The 26,263-nt window shown below is 52.6% G+C and carries 31 protein-coding genes; 11 read left to right on the forward strand and 20 right to left on the reverse strand.

Features of this window, described 5'->3' with window-relative positions; translation table 11 throughout:
• Positions 1-24: 24 nt before the first annotated feature.
• The 5 genes from PsB1_RS02130 to PsB1_RS02150 form a co-directional block, all read right to left on the reverse strand.
• Entirely contained in the window at positions 25-153 is a 129-nt protein-coding gene (locus PsB1_RS02130; RefSeq protein WP_284358750.1) for a hypothetical protein, read from the reverse strand.
• Positions 150-614: an REP-associated tyrosine transposase gene (locus PsB1_RS02135; RefSeq protein WP_284358751.1), complete on the reverse strand. Its 465-nt coding sequence runs from the start codon at positions 612-614 to the stop codon at positions 150-152. Before PsB1_RS02135 ends, PsB1_RS02130 begins: the two co-directional genes overlap by 4 nt.
• Positions 615-731: 117 nt before the next feature.
• A complete protein-coding gene (locus tag PsB1_RS02140) occupies positions 732-1,820 on the reverse strand; it encodes a tyrosine-protein phosphatase (RefSeq protein ID WP_284358752.1) in 1,089 nt (362 codons plus the stop codon).
• 43 nt (positions 1,821-1,863) lie between these two features.
• Positions 1,864-4,131: a TonB-dependent receptor gene (locus PsB1_RS02145; protein WP_284358753.1), complete on the reverse strand. Its 2,268-nt coding sequence runs from the start codon at positions 4,129-4,131 to the stop codon at positions 1,864-1,866.
• A 221-nt stretch (positions 4,132-4,352) separates the two neighbouring features.
• Complete coding sequence (locus PsB1_RS02150; RefSeq protein WP_284358754.1) at positions 4,353-4,655, reverse strand: hypothetical protein; 303 nt, start codon at positions 4,653-4,655, stop codon at positions 4,353-4,355.
• A 212-nt stretch (positions 4,656-4,867) separates the two neighbouring features.
• Between PsB1_RS02150 and rplM the strand changes: the two genes are divergently transcribed.
• From rplM to PsB1_RS02170, 4 genes are all read left to right on the forward strand, one after another.
• Complete coding sequence (rplM, locus tag PsB1_RS02155) at positions 4,868-5,335, forward strand: 50S ribosomal protein L13 (protein ID WP_284358755.1); 468 nt, start codon at positions 4,868-4,870, stop codon at positions 5,333-5,335.
• Positions 5,335-5,817, forward strand: a complete 483-nt coding sequence (gene rpsI / locus PsB1_RS02160; RefSeq protein ID WP_284358756.1) for a 30S ribosomal protein S9 — start codon at positions 5,335-5,337, stop codon at positions 5,815-5,817. Before rplM ends, rpsI begins: the two co-directional genes overlap by 1 nt.
• A gap of 89 nt (positions 5,818-5,906) precedes the next feature.
• A complete protein-coding gene (argC, locus tag PsB1_RS02165; RefSeq protein WP_284358757.1) occupies positions 5,907-6,956 on the forward strand; it encodes an N-acetyl-gamma-glutamyl-phosphate reductase in 1,050 nt (349 codons plus the stop codon).
• Between the two features lie 95 nt (positions 6,957-7,051).
• Positions 7,052-8,566 carry an endonuclease/exonuclease/phosphatase family protein gene (locus tag PsB1_RS02170; RefSeq protein ID WP_284358758.1) on the forward strand — a complete coding sequence of 505 codons (1,515 nt, stop codon included), beginning with the start codon at positions 7,052-7,054 and terminating at the stop codon, positions 8,564-8,566.
• Between the two features lie 10 nt (positions 8,567-8,576).
• On the opposite strand, the gene PsB1_RS02175 is transcribed toward PsB1_RS02170, so the two are convergent.
• The 6 genes from PsB1_RS02175 to yajC all read right to left on the reverse strand — a co-directional run bounded on the left by PsB1_RS02175 (position 8,577) and on the right by yajC (position 13,584).
• On the reverse strand, positions 8,577-9,422 hold the full coding sequence (locus tag PsB1_RS02175) for a squalene/phytoene synthase family protein (RefSeq protein WP_284358759.1): 846 nt from the start codon (positions 9,420-9,422) through the stop codon (positions 8,577-8,579).
• 64 nt (positions 9,423-9,486) lie between these two features.
• Complete coding sequence (locus tag PsB1_RS02180; protein ID WP_284358760.1) at positions 9,487-10,107, reverse strand: urate hydroxylase PuuD; 621 nt, start codon at positions 10,105-10,107, stop codon at positions 9,487-9,489.
• Between the two features lie 58 nt (positions 10,108-10,165).
• Complete coding sequence (locus tag PsB1_RS02185; protein ID WP_284358761.1) at positions 10,166-10,567, reverse strand: Mth938-like domain-containing protein; 402 nt, start codon at positions 10,565-10,567, stop codon at positions 10,166-10,168.
• Between the two features lie 6 nt (positions 10,568-10,573).
• The gene (secF, locus tag PsB1_RS02190; RefSeq protein WP_284358762.1) at positions 10,574-11,518 is read right to left on the reverse strand and encodes a protein translocase subunit SecF; all 945 of its coding nucleotides are present in this window, start codon (positions 11,516-11,518) and stop codon (positions 10,574-10,576) included.
• Positions 11,519-11,529: 11 nt separating this feature from the next.
• Positions 11,530-13,179, reverse strand: a complete 1,650-nt coding sequence (secD, locus tag PsB1_RS02195; protein WP_284358763.1) for a protein translocase subunit SecD — start codon at positions 13,177-13,179, stop codon at positions 11,530-11,532.
• Between the two features lie 54 nt (positions 13,180-13,233).
• On the reverse strand, positions 13,234-13,584 hold the full coding sequence (gene yajC / locus PsB1_RS02200) for a preprotein translocase subunit YajC (protein ID WP_284358764.1): 351 nt from the start codon (positions 13,582-13,584) through the stop codon (positions 13,234-13,236).
• Positions 13,585-13,904: 320 nt separating this feature from the next.
• On the opposite strand from yajC, the gene PsB1_RS02205 reads away from it, so the two are divergent.
• Positions 13,905-15,215, forward strand: a complete 1,311-nt coding sequence (locus PsB1_RS02205; protein ID WP_284358765.1) for an amidohydrolase — start codon at positions 13,905-13,907, stop codon at positions 15,213-15,215.
• Positions 15,216-15,241: 26 nt separating this feature from the next.
• Here PsB1_RS02205 and PsB1_RS02210 read toward each other — a convergent pair whose 3' ends face one another.
• The 5 genes from PsB1_RS02210 to miaA all read right to left on the reverse strand — a co-directional run bounded on the left by PsB1_RS02210 (position 15,242) and on the right by miaA (position 18,078).
• Positions 15,242-15,502 carry a hypothetical protein gene (locus tag PsB1_RS02210; protein ID WP_284358766.1) on the reverse strand — a complete coding sequence of 87 codons (261 nt, stop codon included), beginning with the start codon at positions 15,500-15,502 and terminating at the stop codon, positions 15,242-15,244.
• Between the two features lie 5 nt (positions 15,503-15,507).
• The gene (locus tag PsB1_RS11895; RefSeq protein ID WP_420887864.1) at positions 15,508-15,831 is read right to left on the reverse strand and encodes a histidine phosphatase family protein; all 324 of its coding nucleotides are present in this window, start codon (positions 15,829-15,831) and stop codon (positions 15,508-15,510) included.
• On the reverse strand, positions 15,741-15,971 hold the full coding sequence (locus PsB1_RS02215; RefSeq protein ID WP_284358767.1) for a histidine phosphatase family protein: 231 nt from the start codon (positions 15,969-15,971) through the stop codon (positions 15,741-15,743). The genes PsB1_RS11895 and PsB1_RS02215 overlap by 91 nt, the downstream gene beginning before the upstream one ends.
• Positions 15,972-16,014: 43 nt before the next feature.
• A complete protein-coding gene (locus PsB1_RS02220; RefSeq protein ID WP_284358768.1) occupies positions 16,015-17,106 on the reverse strand; it encodes a CaiB/BaiF CoA transferase family protein in 1,092 nt (363 codons plus the stop codon).
• Between the two features lie 102 nt (positions 17,107-17,208).
• Positions 17,209-18,078 (reverse strand): tRNA (adenosine(37)-N6)-dimethylallyltransferase MiaA, encoded by an 870-nt coding sequence (gene miaA / locus PsB1_RS02225; protein WP_284358769.1) that lies wholly within the window; start codon positions 18,076-18,078, stop codon positions 17,209-17,211.
• Positions 18,079-18,148: 70 nt separating this feature from the next.
• On the opposite strand from miaA, the gene serB reads away from it, so the two are divergent.
• The gene (serB, locus tag PsB1_RS02230; protein ID WP_284358770.1) at positions 18,149-19,021 is read left to right on the forward strand and encodes a phosphoserine phosphatase SerB; all 873 of its coding nucleotides are present in this window, start codon (positions 18,149-18,151) and stop codon (positions 19,019-19,021) included.
• Here serB and PsB1_RS02235 read toward each other — a convergent pair.
• A complete protein-coding gene (locus PsB1_RS02235; RefSeq protein WP_284358771.1) occupies positions 19,018-20,703 on the reverse strand; it encodes a phosphate ABC transporter substrate-binding/OmpA family protein in 1,686 nt (561 codons plus the stop codon). The two genes, serB and PsB1_RS02235, sit on opposite strands and share 4 nt — an antisense overlap.
• 499 nt (positions 20,704-21,202) lie before the next feature.
• Between PsB1_RS02235 and rpmE the strand changes: the two genes are divergently transcribed.
• Positions 21,203-21,427 carry a 50S ribosomal protein L31 gene (gene rpmE, locus PsB1_RS02240; protein WP_284358772.1) on the forward strand — a complete coding sequence of 75 codons (225 nt, stop codon included), beginning with the start codon at positions 21,203-21,205 and terminating at the stop codon, positions 21,425-21,427.
• Between the two features lie 1,207 nt (positions 21,428-22,634).
• On the opposite strand, the gene PsB1_RS02245 is transcribed toward rpmE, so the two are convergent.
• Positions 22,635-22,805 carry a YdcH family protein gene (locus PsB1_RS02245; protein WP_284358773.1) on the reverse strand — a complete coding sequence of 57 codons (171 nt, stop codon included), beginning with the start codon at positions 22,803-22,805 and terminating at the stop codon, positions 22,635-22,637.
• Positions 22,806-22,901: 96 nt separating this feature from the next.
• Between PsB1_RS02245 and PsB1_RS02250 the strand changes: the two genes are divergently transcribed.
• From PsB1_RS02250 to PsB1_RS02260, 3 genes are read left to right on the forward strand one after another with little or no spacing between them, the layout of a single operon-like run.
• Positions 22,902-23,486, forward strand: coding sequence for a UbiX family flavin prenyltransferase (locus tag PsB1_RS02250; RefSeq protein WP_284358774.1), 585 nt, complete (start codon positions 22,902-22,904; stop codon positions 23,484-23,486).
• Positions 23,464-23,955, forward strand: coding sequence for a TIGR02444 family protein (locus PsB1_RS02255; RefSeq protein ID WP_284358775.1), 492 nt, complete (start codon positions 23,464-23,466; stop codon positions 23,953-23,955). The genes PsB1_RS02250 and PsB1_RS02255 overlap by 23 nt, the downstream gene beginning before the upstream one ends.
• A 32-nt stretch (positions 23,956-23,987) precedes the next feature.
• Entirely contained in the window at positions 23,988-24,218 is a 231-nt protein-coding gene (locus tag PsB1_RS02260) for a YdcH family protein (RefSeq protein WP_284358776.1), read from the forward strand.
• 121 nt (positions 24,219-24,339) lie between these two features.
• On the opposite strand, the gene fmt is transcribed toward PsB1_RS02260, so the two are convergent.
• Together fmt and def are read right to left on the reverse strand one after the other, a co-directional pair.
• A complete protein-coding gene (gene fmt / locus PsB1_RS02265; protein ID WP_284358994.1) occupies positions 24,340-25,242 on the reverse strand; it encodes a methionyl-tRNA formyltransferase in 903 nt (300 codons plus the stop codon).
• Positions 25,243-25,271: 29 nt separating this feature from the next.
• Positions 25,272-25,793, reverse strand: a complete 522-nt coding sequence (gene def / locus PsB1_RS02270; RefSeq protein ID WP_284358777.1) for a peptide deformylase — start codon at positions 25,791-25,793, stop codon at positions 25,272-25,274.
• 242 nt (positions 25,794-26,035) lie between these two features.
• Between def and PsB1_RS11900 the strand changes: the two genes are divergently transcribed.
• Positions 26,036-26,239: a DUF559 domain-containing protein gene (locus PsB1_RS11900; protein ID WP_420887868.1), complete on the forward strand. Its 204-nt coding sequence runs from the start codon at positions 26,036-26,038 to the stop codon at positions 26,237-26,239.
• Positions 26,240-26,263: the final 24 nt, after the last annotated feature.

Raw genomic sequence — 26,263 nt, forward strand, 5'->3', positions numbered from 1 at the left:
CCCATGGTTTGGGCCCAAAGGCGTTTATGCAACATGAAGGGCGCGCAATTGCTTGATTGCAGCAATGCGCTCCGCGCCGTAGGGTGCATTCCGTAAGGAATGCACCATCCTAAACGACGGGCCAAGTTTATCGAGATCATCCATCGGCTTCATATATTCCTTCCATAAAAGCTTGAATACGGCCAATCTTCGATGGATTTTACCAGGCCATGGCGCACCGGGTTTGCGCGGATATACGCATAGTGATTTTCTAGATCGCGTTCGTCTCGAATTGCATGCTCCCAAAACCGCCGTTGCCAAAGGCCACGCTCACCTTTGCGTTGCCCTTTTGGAGCCTTAGCATGCGCCCCCATGGCGCGGGTGAAGTGTCGTTTGAGCAACGACCAACGAAGCGCATAGTCATCGTCATCTGGCGGCAGCTTCCAAATACAGTGAATATGATCTGGTAAAACGACCCAAGCGGGGCTGGAAAACGGCCTGTGCGCCTTTGTGCACTGCCAAGCCATTTTAAGCTCCCCTATATGATCCACCAAAGTCGTGGCGCGCCGATCGGCAAGGCAAACCGTGAAGAAAAAGCACCCACCTTCGATTTTGATCCGGCGATAGTTTGGCATGGGTCGATATCATCATGAATTATGTCTTTGGTAAATGGTTACCTTTGGATGGTTCGGTCGTTAAATCGGTGCATTCCATAAGGAATGCACCCTACGGCGCAGGGCGAGGTGCTGTGCTTATGCAACATAAAGGGCGCGCAACTGTTTGATTGCAGCGTCACTCAAACCAAAACGCTGCTTAACCAGACCGATTGGGCCGCCAAATTGTGTGTCCATTTGCGCTAAGGCCTTGCGCATAACCTCGGCATCGGACCCTAAAATGACCGTGGCAACTTCCGGCAGCAAGCGCGCGAACGGGCTGGTTTGGGCGGCCGTACCGGTTGGTGCACTGCCAGCCTGTTGGGCCAGATTCAAATAATAGGACACTGGCACATAGGTTTGGCTCAAAGCATAATCGGCAATAACCGTCTCCCGTCGGACGCCCAAAACAGACAGGATCAAGGCGCTGGCCACGCCTGTGCGATCCTTGCCAGCCGTACAATTGACCACCAGTGGGCCTTTGTTTTCCAGCATGCTGGCAAACATCTCTGTATATTGGGGTGCTAGCATCGTGGCGAAGTTCAGATAGACCTCTGAAAATATGTTCACGGCTTCAGCGCGCGTTTTGGCCCGCAATAAGCTCGCGAGCGAGGATTGCATCTCATAATCATGCGCCAAGGTTTTGATCGCATCGCTGGCCAGAAGCTGGCTGGGCTCACTGGTGCGCTCTTGCTGGCTGCGCAAGTCACAGATGATCGCAATGCCCAGTTGCGCCAAATACGAAATATCGCTGCGCGACAGATTGGACATAACGCCAGACCGGTAAAGCTTGCCCCATTTCACAGCCTGACCAGTTTGGGTTTGATACCCACCCAGATCGCGGAAATTGCGGCCGCATTGAAGGGGTAGCAAGCGTTCTGCGACCCGAACTTGGCGACCCCAGCCCGTGTCGATCAGGAAATAAGGCCGAGGGGTGGTTGGTGCTGCCACCTCAGCTTGTCCGCCCCCCGCACCCTTGACCAAGGTGCGCATCAAAACAGCAGGCTTATCTGGGGCATCGGCGACCCGTAACGTGGCTTTCGCGGCCTTATCCGACCAGTTTAGCCGAACTTTGCCAGCATCCAAGCGCACGGCTGTGGCTGTTATTGGGGTGGCAGCATCTGCCGCGACTGGCAGGCTAAGCGCACCTGCGCAGCCAGCACTGACGAGAAAGCTTCTACGATCCATGGCCAAATGCCTTTTTGAACAAGTGATGAGATATCAATACAAATTAAAAGCTGACCGTCGCATCAAGCCCATAAGTCATCGGCTCATTATACATGCCAAACGTGCCGATGAAGGCATAAGAAGCGCGGCTCTCATAAAAGGTATGCTCTTCATCCAACATATTGCGCGACCATAAGGAAAGCTGAAGCTTAGCCCCTTTGCCAACATTAATTTCGCTCAACGCCAAGCGTCCATTGAGGACGCTGGAGCTATCGGTCAATGTCGCCTCCCCAGACGAGCTGCGATAGCCATCTGCTTGGCTCAGATCGAGATGGGCTTTGAACAGCGCACCCAAAGCTTGGCGTTGATAATCGACCGCAAAATTGATCGCATTCTTGGGGGTGTAAACGATAAACACGTTTTGAAGCGCGTTATTGTTAAAGGGGTTCGCTGCTCTTGGCAGCTTTCCATTGGTATAAGCATAACTGGCCGACAAGGTAAGGCCTTCAATGGGCGCGAACAAAAGATCGGCCTCATAGCCTTCAATGGTGCCCTTGCCTGGTGCATTGACGGTTTCGAGCGTGCCGCGGTTGCTATTGAGCAGATTGACCGCCGAAAAATCGATCTGAATATCCTTATATTTGGTGGAATAGGCCGCAAGATTGATACGTGCGCGCCGATCAAGCCATTCTGACTTCACGCCTATTTCGCTGGTCTCTACCTCTTCAGGATCAAAGGCGCGGTAATTGACAGAGCGGGAGTTTGCACCCCCGGCGCGATAAGCTGTGCCCCATTTGGCATAGACATGCACTGTATCGGTCGCGTCATAGCTGACCGTCACCATCGGATCGATCCGGTCCGACGACGTGTTGAAGCTGAAAGTGGTATCCGCGCCATTGACCTTGGTTAGAACGCCCCTTTTTTTATCCTTGGTGTAGCGCGCACCCGCTGTCAGGTGGAGTTGATCCTTAAAGGCGGCTGGCGCGTAAGTTGCTTGCCCAAATACCGCAAAGCTATCGGCCTTGGCCGTGCTGGCGCGATCCGGGAATGGTGTAGCAGCGCCTGCTTGCAGCGATGGGATGCGTGTAGCGGCCGTGCCTGTGGCATTCCAGGTCATGGTGTTGGGTGTCCACGCGTCGTCATCGCCTTTTTCATGATAGAAATAGGTACCGGCCACATAGGTCAGCCGGTCCATGCTACCTAGAATTTGAAACTCTTGGCTGAATTGTTCTTGGCGCAAGGATGCAAGGCTATAGCGCGCAAAATTGCCACTGGGGCGGAAAGGCCCTGAATGGGCACCAATCCCGTTATCCAATTGGGTTTGATCCACTGTGCGGAACGACGTGATCGAACGCACATCAATGGAGGGCGCGGCTTGCCAGTTGATGTGGACCACATGGCCGGAGATATTACCAACATTGTCCTCTTGGGGTACGCCGATATCGGTTTCACGGGCGCGGCCCCTTTGTTCTTTTACCAAGGGTGCGAGTGCCGGTGCAGCTGGGTTCTTCTCGATCAATTGCACATAATAAGGCGTGGTGATGTCTTTGGAGATATCATAATCATATTGGGCCGTGATCGCTTCACTCGCCTGCCACCGCACACCCAGATGGACGCCGCGACGCTCATATTTATTGAAATCTTCTTCGCCTTGCAGCGTGTTCTCAACTGTACCGTCGCGGCCCGTGAACACGGCATCGAGCTTCACGGAGACATTATTGACTTCTTCCAAATCCAGATGGGTCTCAGAGAGATAGCCGCCAAAATTACGCATCCCAACGGTTTGGCGCACGCCAAATTTGCCTGAAGGCTTGCGTGTCACGATGCTGACAGCCCCACCGGTAGAATTACGTCCAAACAAGGTGCCTTGGGGCCCTTTGAGCACTTCGATACGCTCAATATCCATCAATGCAGCACCAAGCCCCTGCGAGCGGCCAAGATAAACCCCGTCAATATAAACGCCCACACCTGCGTCACGGCTGGGCTGGTTCGCATCGAATGGCACAATGCCGCGAATACCCACGGTTAGGGCTGAACTACGCGAGAAGAAGGGTGCGACCCGAAGCGAAGGAATCGAGCCGTTCATCAGATCAGCCAAGCTTTCAATTCGCCGCGCCTTTAATTGCTCCCCACCCAAAACCGACATCGCGATAGGAGTGGTCTGTTGGTTGGTTTCACGCTTTTGCGCCGTGACAACGATGACATCCAAACCCAGGGCCGGCTCATCTTCTGGCGTTGGGGCACCCACGGCCAAAGCGGGGCCCGCTACCAAGCAAGCAAAAGCGCTTACAGATGCCCACAAGAGGCGCCGCGAGATGGTATTCTTTGTCATGATGGAATGTCCCCTATCCAACAGAATCGCAATTTCTCTGTTGGGTAGCGCCACTAACTCGATGGTTTGACGGTTTGATCACGGCCCCGTGAAACTTCGGCTACGGATGTATGAAGGCCCCGTCGCAAAACCATCATCGCTTGGTCATAATTGGGTGGGTATTGGTGGCGGGGTGGTGATACTCTCACACCGACGGATCACCTCGCGGGCATAAGAAACCATTAAGGCTGACCTGGAGCAAGATCCTCAAAACTATAATCGTGCCGCAGGCCAGCACCGACGCGTTTATCAAACTCATCGACCTGGCAATTGACTTTCTTAGTATCAACGCCACGGTCCTTTAACATCCGAGCAGCGATGGTAAGATATTTGTATTCAGGCTCATCGCTTAGAGGATGTGGGTTGGTAGCGCTTACGGCATCAAGCGCATTGCGATAAATGGATTGAGCTAGGTCCTCCAGCTTGTAATTATTGCCTCTCTCCAACAATAAACAGCCTTTCTTGGATGCCCACAGCTGCCGCATACTCTGCAATGCCCCCCCTTGAAACCCCAGTGTAAGCTGAAACTTTATGCTAGGCTTGACCTAAGCTTAGAGTGGTAATATAATACCATACTTATAAGTATCTGTTTCATTAAGACTTTCAGTAAATCGATTGACAGAACCGACTTCGCCAACTAGAAGCACGCGCACAAGACTTGGCCCCTTTGGGTGCCGCAATCAATTGGAACAACCCCATGAAGACCTTCAGTGCCAAAACGCACGAAGCCGAGCATAAATGGATTGTCGTAGATGCTGAAGGGGTGGTTGTTGGCCGTCTCGCGACATTTATTGCCATGCGTTTGCGCGGTAAGCACCGTCCTGATTTTACCCCCCATGCCGATGTTGGCGATCACGTGGTGATTATTAATGCGCGGAAAGTCGTGTTCACTGGCAACAAGCAGCGTGACAAAGTTTATTACCGCCACACCGGCTATGCTGGCGGCATTAAAGAAACAACAGCTGAACGTTTGCTCGCTGGGCGTTTTCCTGAGCGGGTACTTGAAAAAGCTGTGCTGCGTATGATGCCAAAGGAAAGCCCTTTGGCGCGTTCGCAATTCGGCAAGCTGCGTGTCTACGCTGGCGCAGAACACCCACATGAGGCCCAATCCCCCGAAGTGGTGGATTTCAAGGGTCGTAACCGCAAGAACGTTAGGGCCGCCTAATGGAAGAAGTAGCAAAAAGCTTCGAAGACCTCGCAGCCATGGGCACCGGTGAAGGTGTTGTGGAAGTGGTTGTTCGTGAACCTCAGATCGACAGCTTAGGACGGGCCTATTCCACCGGTAAGCGTAAAAGCGCGATTGCGCGCGTTTGGGTTAAGCGCGGTACCGGTAAGATCACCATCAATGGCAAGGACCATGGCGCTTATTTTGCCCGCCCTGTTCTGCGCATGGTTATCAACCAGCCGATGCAAGTAACAAACCGCGCAACCGAGTTTGACGTCATCGCCACGGTCAAGGGCGGGGGCCTTTCTGGCCAGGCTGGTGCTGTCCGTCACGGTATTGCAACCGCTTTGACTCGATTTGAGCCTGGCTTGCGCCCAGTTCTGAAGCCATTTGGCTATCTGACCCGAGACAGCCGTGTGGTTGAGCGTAAGAAGTATGGCCGCGCGAAAGCACGCCGTAGCTTCCAGTTCTCCAAGCGCTAGGACTTTCGGTCAGCCAATCTATGGTTGATGCGGGCGGCCTTAGCGGGCCGCCCGTTTTCGTTTAAGACTTTGGAGAAAGCCGCCAATCCATGACCACTCAGACCCTTAACGCTGCTATACTTGGTGCCTCTGGCTATACAGGGGCAGAGACCATTCGCCTATTAGCCCACCACGCCAATGTCCGCATCGGGCCCATTACCGCCCATGCACAGGCCGGGCGCAGCTTGGGTGACTTATTTCCCCATCTTCACCCCTTTGCAGAACGTAACTTGGTGAAGGCAGAAGATGTGAATTGGGATGGGGTGGATGTGGCGTTTGGCTGTTTACCACACGGGACCAGTGAAGAAGTGTTGGGTAAATTGCCTGACCATGTGACGGTGATCGACTTATCCGCCGACTTTCGCTTTCGTGATCCGAGAACCTATGCCGTTCATTATGGTCGCACCCATACGCATCCTGACAAGACCAGATCGGCGATTTATGGCTTGACCGAGTTTGCCCGCGAAGCCTTAGCCAACAGGCCTCCAATCATTGCTTGCCCCGGCTGCTACCCCACCGCAAGCCTTCTGGCGATAAAGCCGTTGCTGGAGGCTGGTATCGTGTTACCTATTGATATTATTATTGACGCCAAATCGGGTGTGTCAGGGGCAGGACGGGGCCTGAAAGAAGGCAATCTGTTTTGTGAAGCGGCAGAAGGCATCCATGCCTATAGTGTGGGCCAGCACCGTCACGCACCGGAGATTGAGCAGGAATTGTCACTGGCTTCAGGCGCATCGGTATTAGTGAATTTTACGCCGCATTTGGTGCCGATGACGCGCGGCGAATTGGTCACGTGCCATCTTAAACTGGCACATGGGGCCGAAGTCGGGGATGTTCGCAAAGTCTTAAGTCAACGCTATGCAGAGGAACCCTTTGTCAAAGTGGCAAAGGCGGGTGCATGCCCCGATACGCGCTGGGTGCGCGGCACTAATCTTTGCTTGCTTGCGGTGTTTGCGGATCGCATACCTGGAAGGGTGATTGTGGTGGCCGTGATTGACAATCTGGTTAAGGGATCTGGCGGGCAAGCCATTCAAAATATGAATAGTGCTTTTGACCTTCCTGAGTCAGAAGCATTGACCATGGAGCCTTTATTTCCTTAAAGAGCAAGGCTGCTCCCTTTGCTGGCCTAAGCAGGCTCATTCTGTTCTGGGCTAAAGACATTGGTCACGCAAGCAAGTTAGGACATCGGGTAATCATGGCAAAACCGATCTTGCAACATCGAGTGGGTGAAGAACACGATACTGAGTTCGACCCCCTACTTGGGCGCACAGTGCGCGAAAAACCAGACCGTGTGCCTAAGCCCCGCCCAACACGGCTCAATCTGGATCAAAGCGTGTTTGACGAAGTCGATATTACCGACATACTGATCCCTGAGGGTGGTGCCCAAAGACAGAATATCTTAGGGCGTAAATCACGTTTGCGTTCGCGATCTGGGGCCTCTTCCCCCGATCAAACCCAGGCCTCTTCCTGGTTAGACTTCATAGCTGACCTCCCAACGACCGAAAGTGATATCAAGTTAGACACACAAAAGACGCTACCTGCCTCAGATGAACCCCTAGAAAGCCCCATGAATAGGAAGCGTCCAAGGCTTGCTTTTATACCCCAATTTGGTGCTGGGATCGAAATGGCAAAGATCCAAGAAACCCTTGCAGGTAAACCACTTGGACAATGGCTTAAGCCAATCTTTAAAATGGGTGAGGTGATTGAATCGTTCAAGGTCGGCACGCCCAGTGAGGCGGATCGACAAGCGCGTCGCCAAAACCTGCCGATACGAAGTGCGGTTGCACGGCGCTTAGCATTGCAGAAACTTGCTGCAACAATTTTAGGATTTGGACTGTTCCACGCAGCTTTATTTGCCTCCTTTTTCTCCTTTGCGGCACCACTGGGTTATCCCTATGATATGGTGTCAAGTTATCGCTGGTATTGGACCTTGATGGCACTGGTCAGTTTCTGCGCATGGGCTTTTGTCCGTAGCAGGGGTATGATGATCCTCTCTGGCCTCGTGGTGGGGCTTAATTGTGTCGTGATGTTGCCGTCTATTGGTCAGTCTCCTAAGGGCGGCAGGGATGCCCAAGCTATTGTGGCATGGGCCAATGTGAAGGGGGCTCAACTAGGGTTTGAGCAACTTATTGCGCAAAGTGAAAAGCAAAAGGCGAGCTTGATCATGATTGGTGAGCCGCCCAAATCAATTCTGATACCGCCTCCCGGGTGGACATTGCTTGAAAAACCAGATTTTGCCGATACATCCAGTATTGCAGTTCTGGCCAAAAACCCTTGGAAATCAGTGACCACGCCAGGTGAGCCAGCCATGCTGCACAACAACAACATCGATCTCACTGTGATCGGGGTACGGCCACAGCCGCCTAATGGTACCCAAAGCGACCGTGTGACACGTGAAGCCCAGCTCAACCGTGCGGCCATTCGTGCAGGGGATCAAGCCGGACCGATCGCCGTTATTGGTGATTTTAATGCCGTGCCATGGGACGGGGCGATGGGGCGGTTTCGCCATTATGGCAATGTTGTTCGGATACAATGTGGTGGCCTCTTCGGCACGACATTAAGCCAAGCCTACGGCCTGCTTGGCGTTACTTATGATCATGTCTATGTGCGCGATCTTAAAGTGACAAAATGTAAGCTAGGTAGTGCCCTTAGTGGGGGTCATCACCGCGCTATTTTCCTATCAGTTGCGCCAAAAACGACTGCACGCTAACGCTTGAACTTTATAAACGCTGGCGCGCAACTGACCAAATCAATAACATTTGTCGGCGAAGTAACGATATCTGGACTGGGTGGACATAGGGATCGGTTAGGCGGGTAAATCTATTGGCGTAAGTTCTGGCGAGGCTGACATAAGCGATCGCCCCAAAAGCTTGGTTTAAATCTGCTCGAACTAGAGCCCGATTTGCGGCGTTCAATGCAGTGTTGATTTGATCTTTGGCTTGGCGCAGGCCACTTTGGGCTGCTAAACTCAGGGCCCCACGACAGACCTCTTCTAGATCTGCACTGGTTAGGGCTTCACTTGGAAGCCAGCATTGGTGCCGCTGCGCCCACTTGGGCCAATGCGCCATCAACTCCCACAAGCGCCAAGCAATCCCAGCCTGTTTGCAGGCTTCATCCAACGGGCACGATAAGGCACCCACACCACCGATCAGGAGGGCGAGGCGGTGAAACTGGCCAAGGCTTTGATCACAATGGGCCAATAAGGCAGGCCAGTCGCGAAAGGGTTGGGGCTCTTGCTCAGCGCCATATGCGTCAATCATCGCGTCGAAATGCGCCCGCGGAAGCTCATGCTGGCGGATCGTTTGTGCTAAGGCCTCAGCAATTGGATGGCCCCGAACGCGGTTTGCCTGATAAATCTCATGCACTGTTTCGCGCCACCACTGAAGGCGCATAGCCGCCAACATAGACTCAGAAACCACTTGTCTTGCACGGGCAATTTCGTGGTGAAACAAAAGCAAGGCCAGCATGGCGGGCCGTGCTTCTGGCAGCAAAAAGTGGGTCGCCAAGGTGGCATCAGGGGCCACGCGCGCCGCCTGTTCAATCAAATCTTGGCTGAGTTTGATCATGCTTGGCCCTAAATCAAAAACGGCCCGCGAGGTAGCGGGCCGTCTTACACTATTCCAAGGATGCTTAACCCCACATGGTCTGACGCATGCTCATCGCCACCAACATGGGCAAGGATAGCAAGAGATTGGTGCGCGAGAATAACATCGCGGTGCGCGCCGCTTTTGGCTTAGCTTCAGCTGGGGCATCAACCAGTCCCAGAGCTATCTTCTGGTTTGGCCAAATCACAAACCACACGTTGATAAACATGATGATCGCCAACCACATGCCAATGCCGATAAAGACATTACCATCATCGAGCGCAAAGCCATCGCTTGCATTAAGGCTCAAAGCTGGCACCAGATATCCGCGTGCCCAAGCCACCAAAAGCCCGGTCACCAAAGTACCCACGGCTGCCCAACGGAACCAAAACAGAGCCTCTGGGGCAATGAATTTGCCAATAGCGGGCTTGAGCTCATCGGGAATTTTTGGCATGGTGCGGATTTGTACAAAGTTGAAATAATAAAGCAATCCAATCCACAAGATACCAAAAAATACGTGCAGCCAGCGCATGGCCGCGTGGCCCATCAACTCATGCATATTTCCCATGGTGTTGGAAGGCTGTGTCGCGAAGACGCCGATTAAGGCAATAGCCAACACAAGACTGACGATCATTGTGTTTCGAAAGTTGGACAATAAAGCACCCATGATAACCCCTATATGCTGACGTTCGTTAGATATCTTTTTAGCTTAATTTGAAGCCATGTCACCCAACCCTCAGCATTGCCACTGCAAAGTGACGTCCTTCGCTGGCTAAATGATTATAGGTGCGACACGCTGAGGGCGTTGACATGATCTCCAGCCCAATGCTTGCAGCGCGCAATCGTTCCCGCATGTGAAGGGGTGGCGCTTCAATGGTCGCGCCCGTCCCAAACAGCAAAAACTCAATTTGTCCACTTCCTTGAAGAATGGGGGCAAGCAGGGTTTCAAGTGGGCCTTGGCGCAGGACCTCCATGTCCGAAACCGCCCAAGGGCTTGGCTGATCTGCGAGAACCAGAACCGAGCCATCAATGCGAATGTCGCCGCTGGGTAAGCCAAACCGAAAGCCGCCCGCGCCATAGGCCGTGATCAAAGGGCGGCCCTTGCCGGTGGCTGGAACCAATTTCATGACCGCTTAGGGCCTCGCATCCGCCGCAGTCTTTGCCACAGCTTTTTCAATACCGCGCTTTGGCGGCCACAGGATCAAGACCGGTGCGGCCACATAGATAGACGAATAGGTGCCAATGAATACGCCAAACAGCATGATGATGGTAAATACTTGCATGGTCTCACCCCCAACTACGGTAAGGCCCAAAAGTGCCAAGAATGTCGTTAAGGCCGTAATGATGGTGCGCGATAATGTTTCATTGGTCGAAAGGTCAATTATATCGCCTAAGGGCATTTTTTTATATTTGCGCATATTTTCGCGCATGCGGTCAAACACTACGACCGTGTCATTCATGGAATAGCCTATGATGGTCAATAAAGCCGCAATAGTGGTAAGGGAAAAATCCAATTGCGTGACGGCCATAAAGCCCAAAGTCAAAATGATGTCATGGGCCAAAGCAACAATAGAACCAAAGCCCATTTGCAACTCAAACCGGGTCCAAATATATAGCACCACCAGTACAATCGCGATGCCTAGCGCCAAAGCCCCGTTCACACCAAGTTCCTCAGACACTTTCGGACCAACGACTTCTACGCGAGGAAACTTAACCCCGGGCATCATGGTGCGCAATTCACCTTTTACCCGGTCAACCGTTGCCGACGCATCCGCCCCGTCAGGTGGTAAAAAGCGGATCATAGCTTGGGTGGGTTCTTGAAAGTCCTGCACACCGACATCGCGTAAACCCATATTGCCAATTTGTTGACGCACCTGCGCCAGATTGATCGGCCTGTCCCACACTGCCTCCACCACAGTCCCACCTTTAAAGTCAATGCCGAAATTAAGGCCCAAGGTAAAGCAAGCCACAAGCGAGCCCATACACAAAACCACCGACACAATGGCCGCAGGGAAGGAAAAACGAACAAACCCAAATTGCGTGTTCTTAGGGATAAGTTTGATAAATGGCCATTTCATTGTAGGTTTCCTTAAATCGGGAGGCGCTTAGGCTTGGTGCGCCAATACCAAGCCGCAACCAAAACCTGCGTCATCAAAATGGCGGTGAACAAGGATGTGATCACACCAATCGACAATGTCCAAGCAAAGCCACGCACTGGACCTGCTCCAAAATAAAACAGGATCAAGGCCGTCAATAGTGCCGTCACATTGGCGTCCATCACCGTGACAATCGCCCGCTTGAAGCCTGCATCTATGGCCAAAGCGGTTGAGCGACCTGCCAATTCTTCTTCGCGCATCCGCTCATAGATCAAAACATTGGCGTCCACAGCCGCACCGATGGTCAAGATTAAGCCCGCGATCCCAGGTAAGGTTAAAGTTGCCCCTACTCCCGTCATGGCGGCGATGATCAAGATCAGATTGACCGCAAGGGCGATGATGGCGATACCGCCAAAAACCAGCCCATAGGCCAAGATCATAAAGACAACGATCAACAACATCGCGATGATGCCTGCGGTCGCTCCTGCATTAATGGAATCGCGTCCAAGCTCTGGACCGACGGTACGCTGTTCCATGACTTTTAAAGGGGCAGGTAGAGCCCCTGCCCGCAATAGGGTCGCTAATTCATTGGCGCTTTCGATGGTAAAGTTACCCGTGATTTGACCACTGCCCGCCAAAATCGGCTCGCGGATTGACGGTGCCGACAGCACCTTATCGTCGAGCACAATGGCAAAGCGCTTACCAACATTTTCGGTGGTCGCCCGCGCGAAAGCCCGCCCACCCGCGCCATCAAATTGGAAGGTCACCGAAGGTACACCGGTTTGCTGGTCAAAACCTGGATCGGCTTTGGTCAAATTATCGCCTGTAACCAGCGCGCGACGACGTACCAAAACAAAGGGCTCGTTAGGGTCGCCTGGTTGCGCCAACAAAACAGAACCAGGTGGGATGCGCCCTGCCGCTGCTTCGGCGGGCGATATGCTTTCATCGACCATTTGGAAGGTTAGGCGCGCCGTTTGACCCACAAGGCGCTTGAGTTTTTCAGGATCGCTTTCGCCGGGCGCTTGCACCACAATACGGTCCACACCTTGACGGGTGATGGCAGGTTCTTTGGTGCCGGTTTCGTCAATGCGGCGACGGATCACTTCTATGGATTGGCTGACGGCGCGCCGGGTCATGGAGATTTTGGCTTCTTGGGTCAGCCGGATTTCAAGGACAGAGCCAGCCGCTTGCTTTATTTCAAGGTCGCTTCCACCGGTTGGGCCACTTAGACCGACCACAGGGGATGCAAGCGCAGCAATACGTTTGATGGCTTCAGGAATATCCGCACTATTGTCGATGGTGACGCGCACAACTTCCCCGTCAGGGGACAGTCCACGGCCTGAAAATGCGATGGGCCTTTTAGCAGCACCCAATTCGCCCGGGCGCTTTTGCCCGCGCAGCTCACGCGAAAGATCGTCGGCCACACTCTCCAAGCGCGCTTTATAAACAGCACCAGCCTCAACTTCAAACATGAGGTAAGAGCCGCCTTGCAAATCAAGGCCCAGATTAACCGTCTTATTGGGCAGAAAGCTTGGCATTGCGCTGCGTATGGACGCGGGTATAGAGTTTGGCAGGGCAAAAATAAGGCCCAATAAGGTGACGATGATGACGGCGAGAACCCGCCAGCGCGCAACATGTAACACGTCTGAATAGACCTTTGGCTATCTCAGGCCTTGCTTGGCCTAATCTCAACTACATTAGGATTTGGCATCGTTGGCAACAACGGGTTCACCTTTACCTTGAACCTGACTGACGGTCGATTTAACCACACGAACCGTCACATTGGGTGCAATCTCAACGCTTAACTCATCTTCAGCAACTTTGGTGACTTTTCCAATGATGCCACCAGATGTCACAATAGTGTCGCCACGGCGGATCGCGCCCAACATTTCAGTATGCTGTTTCATCCGCTTTTGCTGGGGGCGAATAAGCAAAAAGTAAAACACCACTAAAATCATTACCAAAGGCAATAATTGCATCATGATCACTTCTGGGCCTGCAGCGGCACCTGCGCCGGCGGCTTGAGCGTATGCGGGGTTGGAAAACATGAAATACCTCAAAAAAGCTTGGGATCAAAACTGCGCTCTAGGTAGGCTTTCTCAATCCAATGAGCAAGTCAGCCAAAGGCAGGCGGGCGAATTAGCATGTCCACGGCCCTTAGAGCAATGAAACTTATCATAACAAAACCTAAAAGATTCAATCAAGGCGGCGTTTTCCTTGATTTGCTGAATCTGATTCTAAGGAATTGACTAACCCCGGTTGCGAAAATCAAGATGCCCTCTTTAGCCTTGACATATAGGAAGGGTATCCTAGCCTCCCTCTCATGATCAACAACGCCCCCCTCCGCTTCGTAAGCTTGGCTTTGGCCATGAGCTTTGTCTCCACGGCCAATGCCGCTACCCCAATTTCAGCTGCGCAGATTAAAGCCGCATCTGAAGCCATTGCCCCCAAAGTGATCGCATGGCGAAGGGACATTCATGAGCATCCAGAGCTTTCCAATCGGGAGTTTAGAACCAGTGCTTTGGTCGCCGCACACTTGAAGTCGCTAGGTATGGAAGTGCGCGAAAATGTCGCCAAAACCGGCGTTGTTGGTGTTTTGCGCGGAGGGAAACCCGGCCCTGTGGTGGCTTTGCGGGCCGATATGGACGCATTGCCCGTTCTAGAAGCGACCGGCCTGCCTTTTGCCTCGAAAGCCATGGGTGAATATTTAGGTAATCCCGTACCCGTCGCACACGCTTGTGGCCATGATGCCCATGTTGCCATGCTGATGGGCGCGGCAGAAATTTTAAGCAAGATGAAGGCGCAAATTCCAGGCACCATCGTCTTTATCTTCCAGCCCGCAGAAGAAGGGGCACCTCCGGGCGAAAAAGGTGGTGCGGCCTTGATGATTGAGGAAGGGGCATTGGAAAACCCTGCCCCTTCTGCGATTTTCGGTCTCCATGTAGCCCCAGGCCCAGTGGGCAGCATTTCTTATCGCGCGGGCGGCTTTATGGCCGCGTCGGACAAATTTCAGGTCTTTATCAAGGGTAAGCAAACCCATGGGGCGGTGCCTTGGGGCGGGATCGATATTGTCTCGCTCCAAGCAGCCATTGTGCAGGATTTTAACCGGCTGGCTGCACGAACGGTTGACGTTACGGCCACGCCAACGGTCATAACCACCGCGATGATCCACGGCGGTGTGCGCCACAATATCATTCCAGAGACCCTTGAAATGGGCGGAACATTGCGGACCTTTGACACAACCCAACGTCAACAAATCAAAGACCGTATGGCTAAAAGTGTCGCTTCTCTAGCTGCCGCATACGGTGCCCAAGCCCGCATTGAGTTCAACGGTGGCGATCCCTACGGCGGTAATAATGTCACTTTTAATGACCCTGATTTGGCGCGGGCCACGCTACCAGCCCTAGAAGAAGCGGCGGGCAAAGGCAAAGTTGATATCAATAGGCCGCCTAAAACCGGCTCTGAAGACTTTTCAGACTTCCAAGCCAAAATTCCCGGCGTGTTTTATAATTTGGGCGTCAGCAAGGATGGCGCACCCGAATCAGAATGGGTGGTCAATCACTCCCCCCAATTTGATACCAATGAAGCCGCGCTACCGCTGGGCGTGCGCACCCATATCCTAACCGCCATCCGCTATCTTGAGCGCGGTGTGCCAGCGGTGCGGTCATCGGGCAAATAGAGCCAATCAGGAAGGTCGCCCACGCTTTACAATGCGTGGGTTGCTTTTCCCGCGTCCTCAGCCACCTCCTTTAAGTCTAGTGCTGTAAAAATCGCCTCAAAACTGGTCTCGTGCATGCCGTCTTTGAGCCAACCGTAAGGCGTGACATTGGTGGCTTTGATGATGCGCCGTTCAATCCGGCTGATCGGGCCATTTGTTTCATCGGGGACCAAATCAAAGTCGAGCACATTGATGCAGGCTAAATCCTGCTCAAACGGCAAGGAAGTGCTGGGTCCTGCGCCACACATCCAGCCTAAAGCAATCGGTTGATCCCTTCATGGGCCACGACCAAAGCACTGCTCCATCCGGGGAGATGAAGCAGCTTCTCTATCGCTGCGACAGCTCGCGCATAGGCGTCACAAAATAATTCCCCGCCCTCAAAAAAGCGTGCGCCTTCCCCCCCTGTCTGTTCAAACGTGATGGTCAAATAGGCGCTGAGTTCTTGCTTACTGGTGAAGGGAATAAACGCGCCTGAATGAAGCGCGGTCAGGCCGGGCCATCCACTAACGCGGGTGGTGCTATACGGTGGGACAATACAATTTGCGCTGTCTCGCGGGTGCGGCTTAGACCAGAGCATACCGCAATATCCAAGGGCATATGGGCAAAGGCGGCTCCGGCTGCTGCGGCTTGGTCTTTGCCCAGGGGTAAGCCGGACCACGGTGAGGTCATGGCTTTCACCCCCATACGTCGGCCATAATCCCTATTGCCGTGGCGCATCAGATAAATCCGCCGCCGCCAATGGTTCCTGCCAACTCCGACTTTAGGAGACGCCCCAGTCTTTTAAGATCGCCGCATGATGTTCACCGGGCTTGGGGGCAATCGAAGATACAGAGCCCGGAGTTTTGGAAAAGCGCGGGGCAGGTGCTGGCTGCATCACGCCTTCAATCTCAATAAAGGTTTGCCGCGCCACATTATGGGGATGGGTGGCCGCTTCCTGCCAATCCAGGACCGGGGCAAAGCACACATCGGTACCTTCAAGGAGGGCGCACCACTGGTCGCGGGTTTTAGCTTTAAATATCTCGGCGAGCTTTATCGAAAGATCTGGCCAAGCCTTGCGATCATATTGGGTCAAAAAGGCTTCGTCGGTGATGGCGGCCTTCTCCAGCAGCAACGCATAAAACTGGGGCTCAATGGCACCAATCGAAATCCACTTGCCGTCAGCGGTTTCATAGCAATCGTAAAAATGCGCGCCGCCGTCTAAAAGATTGGCGTCGCGGCTGTCCTGCCAAAAGCCGCCGGCCCGCATGCCCCAGAACATGGCAGTCAAAGAAGCCGCGCCATCGGTCATGGCCGCATCAATCACCTGACCCTCACCGGTTGCGCGCGCATGAAGTATCCCTGCCAAAAGCCCTAAGGCCAGAAAAAGCGCACCTCCACCATAATCGCCAATCAGATTAAGCGGAGGTGCTGGCGGACTATCTTTGCGCCCGCTCGCCCACAAAGCACCCGTTAGCGCAATGTAATTGAGATCATGACCAGCAGCCTTAGCCAAGGGTCCAAACTGACCCCATCCGGTCATCCTACCATATACCAGCTTTGGATTACGCGTCAAAACCACATCAGGGCCTAGCCCCAGTTTTTCAAGAACGCCTGGCCGATAGCCTTCAATCAAGCCTTCGGCTTTATCCAAAAGCTTTAAACAGGTCTCATGATCTTCCGGGTTCTTCAAATCAAGGCTGATCGAGCGCCGACCACGGCCTGTGACATCTTGAGCGCCACCGCCTGAGCGCGAGCGGGGACCATCCAAACGGATCACGTCCGCGCCTAAATCCGAGAGCAGCATCCCACAAAACGGACATGGCCCGATGGCTTCAAACTCAACAATTTTAACCCCGCTTAATGGACCTGACATCGCGCTCCCCGCCTGATTCTCGTTTGGCCCTTAACAGGCTTTGCCAATCTGTGTTGCGACACTATTGGCGACAGAGCAATCACAATTGCCATGTAGCCACAATCATACGTCAATCACTTTCCACGCCGCAGCCCGGTTGCGGATCCAGGTCATCTGACGTTTGGCATAATGGCGGCTGTCAAGGATTGCGCGCGCGACGGCAGCTTCATAGCCGCATTGTTCTTGAAAAAAGTCGATTAAGCTTTGCATGCCAACAGCTTTCATAATCGGTAGGCTAGGATCAAGCCCGCGTTGATAAAGCGCATGGGCTTCGTCGAGTGCACCATCTTCCATCATCTTCTTAAACCGGCTCTCGATGCGCTGATAAAGCACCTCGCGCTGCGGCATCAGGGCCACGCCTTCCCAAGTACCCGCGGCCAAAAGCGGGGGGTGGGGGTCTTGGTGCCAAACCGATAAGGGTCGCCCGGTGGCTTCAAAAACCTCTAAGGCGCGCGCAATCCGCACCCCGTCCTTGGGCTCAATCTGGCGGGCTGACTTGGGGTCCACAACCAAAAGACGGGCATAGGCAGCCTTGATGTCATCACTTACTAGCCTGCGCGTATTCGCGCGAACTTCTGCGGGAACGGGCGGTGTGGGCACCAATCCCTGGGTCAATGCATGCGCATAAAGACCCGTTCCGCCCACTAAAATGGGACGCTTGCCCCGCGCCTGACAATCCACAATGGCGCTATGGGCCGCTTCCAGCCACGCCCCAGTTGAAAAAATGATCGCCCCGTCTACATGGCCAAACAGATGATGGGGTACACGCGCGGTTTCTTGTGCACTAGGGCGGGCAGTGAGGATATGCAAATCCCGATACACTTGCATCGAATCCATATTGATCACTTCACCATTATGCTCAATGGCAGCATCAATGGCATAAGCGGTCTTGCCTGAAGCGGTGGGGCCGAGAATAAGGAGAACGGTTTGCATGTCCTGCCTCTAGCCCAAGTTTGACGTGGCCGCCAATGCACTGCTGCTTGAGAAGAAATTGGAGAAGGATGTGCCCGCACTGGTTTTGGTAAGCCCCACAGGGGGAAGCATACTTGAAGAAGCAGTAGCGCGGATTGAAGCGCTGTGGGGCGAAATGGTGGTGACCACAATTGAGGCTGGTGAAGCCCTTTATGTGAGTTGCCAATCTGGAGATGTGGAAGAGGCCATCTCTTGGCTTGAGGGCTTACCGCTGGACTATTCAACCCGCCAACCCACCTTAAAGCGGCTGTTAATTGCCGATATGGATTCGACCATTATTGGCTGCGAATGCTTGGATGAATTAGCCGATTTTGCTGGAAAAAAAGGGGATGTATCCGCCATTACCGAACGCGCCATGGCCGGAGAATTGGATTTTGAAGCCGCGCTAACTGCGCGCGTGGCCATGTTGGCAGGATTAAACCTTTCAGCTCTTCAGGACTGTTATGATGCGCGCGTCACCATAAATCCGGGCGCTGAGATTTTCGTGCGCACGATGACGAAATTGGGTGCGCATTGCGCCTTAGTATCAGGCGGATTTAGCTTTTTTACCACCAAAGTCGCTGAGGCAGTGGGCTTTCATAGTCAAAGGGCTAACATATTGATGGTGGAGGGCAACTTGCTTACCGGGAAGGTTCGCCTACCGATCTTGGGTAAAGAAGCTAAGCTTCTGGCCCTTAAAGAAGACGCTGCCCGCCTAGGATTAGACCTAGATCAAACGATAGCGATTGGCGATGGTGCCAATGATTTGATGATGATTGAAGCAGCTGGTCTTGGCATTGCCTACCGCGCCAAACCGATTGTCGCGGCCAAGGCCAGTGCCCGTATTGAATATGGCACCTTGGAAAGTGCGCTTTTTTTCCAAGGAATTAGACGGCGTGACTTTGTGAAACCAGACACACTTTAACCTTTTGGGGCAGGTTCGCCCTCACCCACAGGTTTTGGTGGGCCAAGCCTGACGCCGGCTGGGATTTCGCGTTCTTGGGATACTGCCTGCGAACCTAGATTGATCAAGGGGCATGCCGGTGGAGCACATAGCCATACTTCGACGCGGCGATTGCGAACCCGCCCACGTTCATCTCCGTTAAATCCCACTGGCAGACTGTCGCCATAAGAGCGCACAAGTCCTGGCGTCACGCCTAAGCCTTGCAGGGCCAGCGCGACCGTTTCAGCACGCGATTGCGCCAAGCCAATATTAATAGTCCGAGTACCGACATTATCAGCAAAACCTAGCAAAGCGATTCTTCGCTTATCTATTTGGTTTCTTCTCACAAAATCCACGAAGCGCTTCAAATCTTCAACAGCACGCGAATCAAGTTCATTCGCCCCCTCATAAAAACGTATGTCGAAATTCATACGTTCGGCAAAACGTCCAAATGCGCGATAGTCTTTGGAGGCATCAGTTGGTGCTAATACTTTCACCGCGCGCACCTTCATCGGTGTGAAGCCCAAGCGTGCAACCAAATCCTGACCAGTCGGAGAAATTGCAAAATCGGCAAAATCCCGTGCTTCAGGGTCGGCACCTGATGAACCTACGTAAAGATAAAGGCGCTGGGTAAATGGATAAGTCTCGGTTGAGATCGAAAAATCATCCGCGCCAACTGACCGTGCGCCCCGCTCGTTTATTGCTAGGGATTTGGCATTGCCACTCTCATGCTGGGTGATACCAATTGCATAAGTATCAAGACCCACAGCTTCAGCGACCCCACTTTGATCGGTAAAAAAAGCAGTATTGTCTGGCGGCTCACGATCCCCTAAGAGACGCCCGGCCACACTGGATGCAAAATCAGGCCCCGTGTCTTCAAGCTTAATGACAATTGGACCCTGCCAATTTTTTGTTACCTGTTTCCAATCTGTAATCTCACCAGCCAAAATCCGACTGAGGGTCTCAACATCCATCTTATTGATAGGATTGCCACGGTTGACGATAACTAGACTGGTCGTAAGCCCAATCACGCGTTCGCTGGCGGCACTGGTAAGATTACCCAAGGCAGAAAGGCGATCGGCTTCACCTGGCTGAATCGACCGCACGGACATCACCGCTTCCACACGTTGTTGTGTCAGCGCCTCAAAACCACCTTGCGAAGAAGCCAAAGCGATCAAGACCCGACCTACATCGCCATTGCGGAAACCCCTAACCTCTATCATCTGATCGGTTTTCTCACCACGTACCGACGTATAACCACGCTGACGCATCCAAGCACTGACCAGATCCATCATGATATCTGAGCCCATTATGGCAGCACCACCAAGTCGGAACAGCACATCCGGGGCACGGTTTTGTCCAGCAGAAAAATTGGCATTGGATGGAATTTGGCCCTGTTCGGCCGATTTTAGATGCTGGCTTTCAGCTTGAAAAATCCAAGACATCCAAAAAAGCGCAATCAATCCAACCACAATGACGACGCTGGACAACAGAAGCAACAAATCAGTTACGGTTATTTTGTTTGCTTTTTTAGGGGCAGTGGCCACAAGCTTGCCAGAGGTTGCCATGGGTTTCGAACGCTGGCGTGGCGTGCGCGATTTTGCACTCTTTGGATTGAACGCCTGCTCCCAGTCATAAGGCACATCGTCGCGGCCATCTGCCATGATGGGTTCCCTAAATTCTAACTAAATTTATTTTAACTTACGTCTATCCTAAACTAGGACAAAACGTCTAATGCTGATCAGCGCGATGGCTGCCTCGTGCTGATAGTCGAGTGAACTTAAAAGGTCCAGACTTAAATGCCAGACCAATAAATGTTAATCGCAATAAGACCTGAGTTCCATGAACTTTCATGTTCAGTATACCCACTCGGTGACTCAACGCGCAAGATCCTCTAACATGATTAAAGCCTGAAGTGTTGAGTGGTCTCAACTGGGATAAAGCATTACCTCATTGCACAATGAAAGGCCCGCGGATGGATCACGTCTCAACAGGGATCCTTGGGTCTGATACATGAGGCCCTGATAGAGCAAGCTTAGCATCTTGGCCTGCTTGCAGGACTAGACTCTGGGCCCTTTTTCCTCTATCGCGCCCATCTCATCGGAATTATGACCTCACTGACTTAACCGCGCGCCACGTTTGGCCTACGCGCAGGATACGATAATGAAAGCCGACACCCACCCCAACTATGATTTCATCACCATCGTGATGACCAATGGTACATCCTACCGAACCCGCTCAACCATGGGCGGTGCAGGTAAGTCCTTGTCGTTGGATATTGACCCAAGCGTCCATCCAGCTTGGACGGGTTCAACCAATACACTGCTGGACCGCGGTGGTCGTGTTGCCCGCTTCAATGATAAATTTGCTGGTTTCATAACCAAATAACTGTTTATCTGGCTCATAAGCTGAGTGTGGAAAACCGGAACGGGGTTTTCTGATCTTAAAGAAACCATTGTTGGATGCTACCCAAGGAGGGTATAGCATAAATGCAACCCTTTTAGTGTGATTGTGACATTGTGCGTGATCATATGCTAAATGTTTCGATTTCAACTATGGCGGCCAGATCAAATCCCTGCCAGATCAAATACCTGATTATGTAACTTGCTGACACTGGTGCATACTGGTTGACCAAGGCTCTTGGTCGGGGGTGCCTTGACGCAGGCAGCATCACAAATGGCACTGGGCATAATGGGTTGGCGAATTATACGTCCAATAGCCGGCCTGTTGCGCAAGCGATTGAGGGATTGCAATGGGCAGCATATCCCATCCAAGCGTCTTACGTTATATCACGCACTCCAAAATAATACCCCTCCACCTGCATCACCACCCTGCCTATGGGCAATTGGTTTGCAGGATCATAAAGTGGATTATGCAGGCAACCACAGGTTAAGCCTATCTTCACCCATCATTAAGGCATTGGTGAGTTGTGCTTGATACCGACCATGACACGGGATCAATTGCAAGTTCTTCCCTCATGGTAATGAACCTACCGGTAAGAGAAGATCAAAGGTGGCTAAACGTTTGCCAACATCCTATCGCAGGGTTAGTCGATCGTTCTAGCGATGCTTTCGCCATGACGTCACCAGAACAATGAGAGACACGGGGGCAGCCATTGGACTGTGGGTGGATATGATGGAGATGGCCTCATGCCGCATGGCAAAGGGCGGGCCGCGCGCTTTAAGGGGTTAGAAGGCGATGCGAGCATCAAGCATGGCTCGACAGATCACACTTTTCCTAATTGTCACTCGGGAAGTCTAAGCCACGCACAAGTTCAGAAAAGCAAGATATTGCTATTTAAGGATTAAAAACATGTGTTGCTTGGTCATCACTTAATTCAAGTACAACACATAAACCAATGATTAAACGCGTCGAAATTCAAGAATGATGTCAAATGTGTCACATAATCCCTGTGCTATCATTTGTAGGCAGAAATCATGATAATGACTAATGCCGCAATTCAATGGCATTTTAGAAGGTAGGTCTCATGGCGAGCCCACATTTAAACTTGAACCATAATCCTAAAATTGCCAAATCATGAGGTCGCCCAACAAAAAAGGGGCCCAATTGGCCCCTTTCCCTATCATCGAGGGTTTCAGTGTCGCCGTCTTAATGTTTCAAGTTCTTCTTTGAGTTTGAGTTTCTGTCGCTTAAGCGTAGCAATCTGTATATCGTCTGAAGCTAAGCTTTTCATTTCGTTTTGGATCGCTAAATCAAGCTTGGCATGTTTATCGGACAACTCACGGATATACGCTTCAATCGCCATGTGGCGGCCTCCTTTGCATTCAGAGGCAAGTATGAAAACACGTGATTGGAGAATCGCCAAGCATTTTTTATCGCAATATGGGCAAGGTTGATCACAATGATGTCAAAGCGCTTGATAATAGGGATAAGTGGAGCCTCCGGCGCACTCTATGGCGTGCGCGCTTTGGACATGGCGCGCGAGCTTTGTGTGGAAACACACCTTGTACTGACAAAGGCCGCAGAATTGACGTTGGCCTCTGAAGGCCTACCAAGTTCAATTGAGCTCAAAAAACGTGCCACTGTTGTGCATAAAATTAGCGATGTTGGTGCCTCTATTGCCTCTGGTTCTTTCAAAACAAGCGGCATGTTGATTGCTCCATGTTCTATTCGCACCATGGGTGAAATTGCAACGGGGGTGACTTCCAATCTTTTAACCCGCGCAGCCGATGTGCAGCTTAAAGAGCGCCGTCGTTTGGTGTTAATGGTGCGCGAAACCCCCTATCATCTTGGTCACATTCAGGCCATGGCTACAATTACCCAAATTGGTGGTATCATTTTTCCTCCGGTGCCCGCTTTCTATGCGCAACCGCAAACCATTGATGAAGTCGTTACTCAGTCTGTAGGGCGCGCACTTGACCTGTTGGGATTTGAAGCAAAGGGGGTCAAGCGCTGGGGTGAAGATGTCGGTCCAGTTGAAGTCTAAAACGATGGATAATATTTGGGATTTTGCACTCGCGATTTATCAACAAAATGGGGTAAAAGCAGATTGCTTAGTGGCCCAAGACGTTTACGGCTTGGATGTAACAATGCTGATTTTTGCCCTATATCGCAGCCGTCATGGACTAGGCTTTGACGCACCAGCCAGCTATGAATTGGCACGTCAATTAACCCGCATGCTGGTTGATCCCCTGCGCGCACGCCGTCGCGCCTTAAAGTCCACCCCTGCAGGCCATGACCCTAGAACAATCGCGCAATTACGAGATCAGATCGAGGCCGCAGAGCTGGCCGGTGAACACACCATTTTACAGACCTTGATAAAATCCGACATTAAGGGTCCTAAGCGAAATGGCTATGATAGCTTGTGTGCTTGTGTTGTTGCGGCCAATATTAGCCTTGACTTAGATTTGGAGGCACTTCTAAAGCGGCTCGCGCTTGCGGGACAAAAGATTTGATGGGATAGATCCCATTTCAGCAAGGCAAGATAATGGCAAGCGACTGGGATTCACCTTCTGAGAATGCTGACACCGCCCGCTTGGAAGCCAAGATAGAAGCCCTACGCGAAGAGCACCGGGCACTTGATATTGCGATAGAGGCACTCCAGGCTGCCGCCCCCCACAATCAGATCAGCATCATGCGCCTCAAACGCCGCAAATTGTCGCTCAAGGATGAAATCGTTTATTGGGAAGACCAGCGCACTCCTGATATCATCGCGTGAATTCCTAATAAGGCTATCGTGATTTATGTAGAATTGGTTTAGATCGTTAGTCTTCTTAGGCCAGCTCATAGATCGAAATGCCGGGCTGCAATCCAGATTTGGTCGGCCAAAGATTGATTGGTTAGCCAAACCGGCTATCTTTAGGTATCCAATGCCCATGCAGGAACACATCTGCAGGGACAACTCCTTTACCCTCACGTTGTACAACAAGAACACGAAGCGCGCCTTGTCCGCAGGCGATGAGTAGGCGGTCGTCGAGGGTGGTTCCTGCTGATCCATGCCCGTCCTCAACTCGGCTCAACAGAATTTTGGCGCGCGCCCCATCGGGCAGCACGCACCAAGCACCAGGATAGGGAGAAAAAGCACGAATCGCGCGGTCTAGAATCTCTGAGGGTTTGGTCCAATCAATGCGGGTCTCGGCCCGATCAATCTTGGCTGCATAGGTGATCCCGACCTCTGCTTGGGGCACGCACTTCAGGCCGCCATGGGCGATCTGGGGCAGTGTTTCAACCATTAAGCGGGCACCGAGCAATGCCAGGCGGTCATGCAAGCTCCCGGTTGTCTCATCTGGCGCAATCGGGGTTCGTGCGGTTGCATAAATTCCGCCGGTATCAAGGCCCACCTCCATCGCCATGACTTGCACGCCCGTTTCAGCATCGCCTGCTTCAATCGCGCGCTGCATGGGTGCGGCACCGCGCCAGCGTGGAAGGAGCGAGCCGTGCAGATTAAAGCAGCCCAAGCGCGGCGCCTCCAAAATCGCTTTGGGTAGGATCAGGCCATAAGCCACCACAATCGCGGCATCGGCTTTGAGCGATGCGAAAGCCTCTTGAGCTTCCACTGATTTCAGGCTGGCAGGGGTGCGGACCTCGATACCTTCCGCCTGCGCCCAGCTATGAACCGGGGTGGCGCGCAAGGCTTTTCCGCGCCCGGCAGGCTTGGCGGGTTGGGAATAGACGCACACGATCTGGTGGCCCGCTTCTTTCAAGGCCACCAAAGTGGGCACCGCAAAATCGGGGGAGCCCATGAATATCAAGCGAAGTGGTAAAGAAGCGCTCACGCCGCCCGTTTAAGCTTCTTGACTTTGGCCAACGCACGGTCGCGCCGCAAGCGCGACAAATGGTCAATAAAGAGAATGCCTTCTAAATGATCCATCTCGTGCTGAATGCAGGTGGCAAACATGCCATCGGCATCTTCTTCGACAAGTTCATTATCGCGATTAAGATAGCGCAAGCGCACTTTGGCGGGCCGCTCGAGCTCATCGTAATATTCAGGAACCGATAGGCAGCCTTCTTCATAAGGGGCGGTTTCTTCGCTGCGCCAGATGATTTCAGGGTTCACAAAAAACCGTGGCGCGCGCGCTTCTGGCGGGTCGCTTTTGCCCCATTCCAGATCCATCACAATCACCCGGACGGGCTCACCGATCTGCACAGCGGCCAAGCCAATGCCACTGGCCGCATACATGCTATCCAGCATATCATCCATTAGCGCACGGATGGCATCATCCACTTCCGCGACCGGGGTGGAGACTTGTTTCAAGATCGGGTTGGGGACGGTTAGAATTGGGCGTACTGTCATGTTGCTTAGGTATGAGTGAGAAGCCTAAAGGTCAAGTAAAGGGTGTGACAGGTTGCGCTACCCACCAATGGGTAAGCGATTAAGCCCCTCTCCTACTGGGGTCGACCAATTGGGCGACGGGTTGGGGTGTGGGCATTAACACTCCTAGATTCATTTGTAGGATGTCCATCATGCCAGATGTTCCTTCACCGATCCTGAAGCCAGTGCGCTCATAACGACAGCACATGACGAAAAGCTAAGAAATTTTCTGGCAACGGGTTCGAAATCGCCAAATTGGCGGCTTGAAGTTGCGTCGCCAAGTTGCGATCCACGGCTTCGTGGTCACTTTTGCTTGTCTCTCAAATCGCTTAGTTATCGAGATTGATGGTGGCATTCATAGCCTTGGGGCCGTGCAACGCGCGATGAAGTTGGTGACGCAAAGCTCGCGTCCATTGGCTTTCAGGTGATGGGGTGCTTTGATCGCGCTATTT

It is taken from the genome of Candidatus Phycosocius spiralis, assembly GCF_030158815.1.
In the GTDB taxonomy this organism is placed as follows: Bacteria; Pseudomonadota; Alphaproteobacteria; order Caulobacterales; family Aquidulcibacteraceae; genus Aquidulcibacter; species Aquidulcibacter spiralis.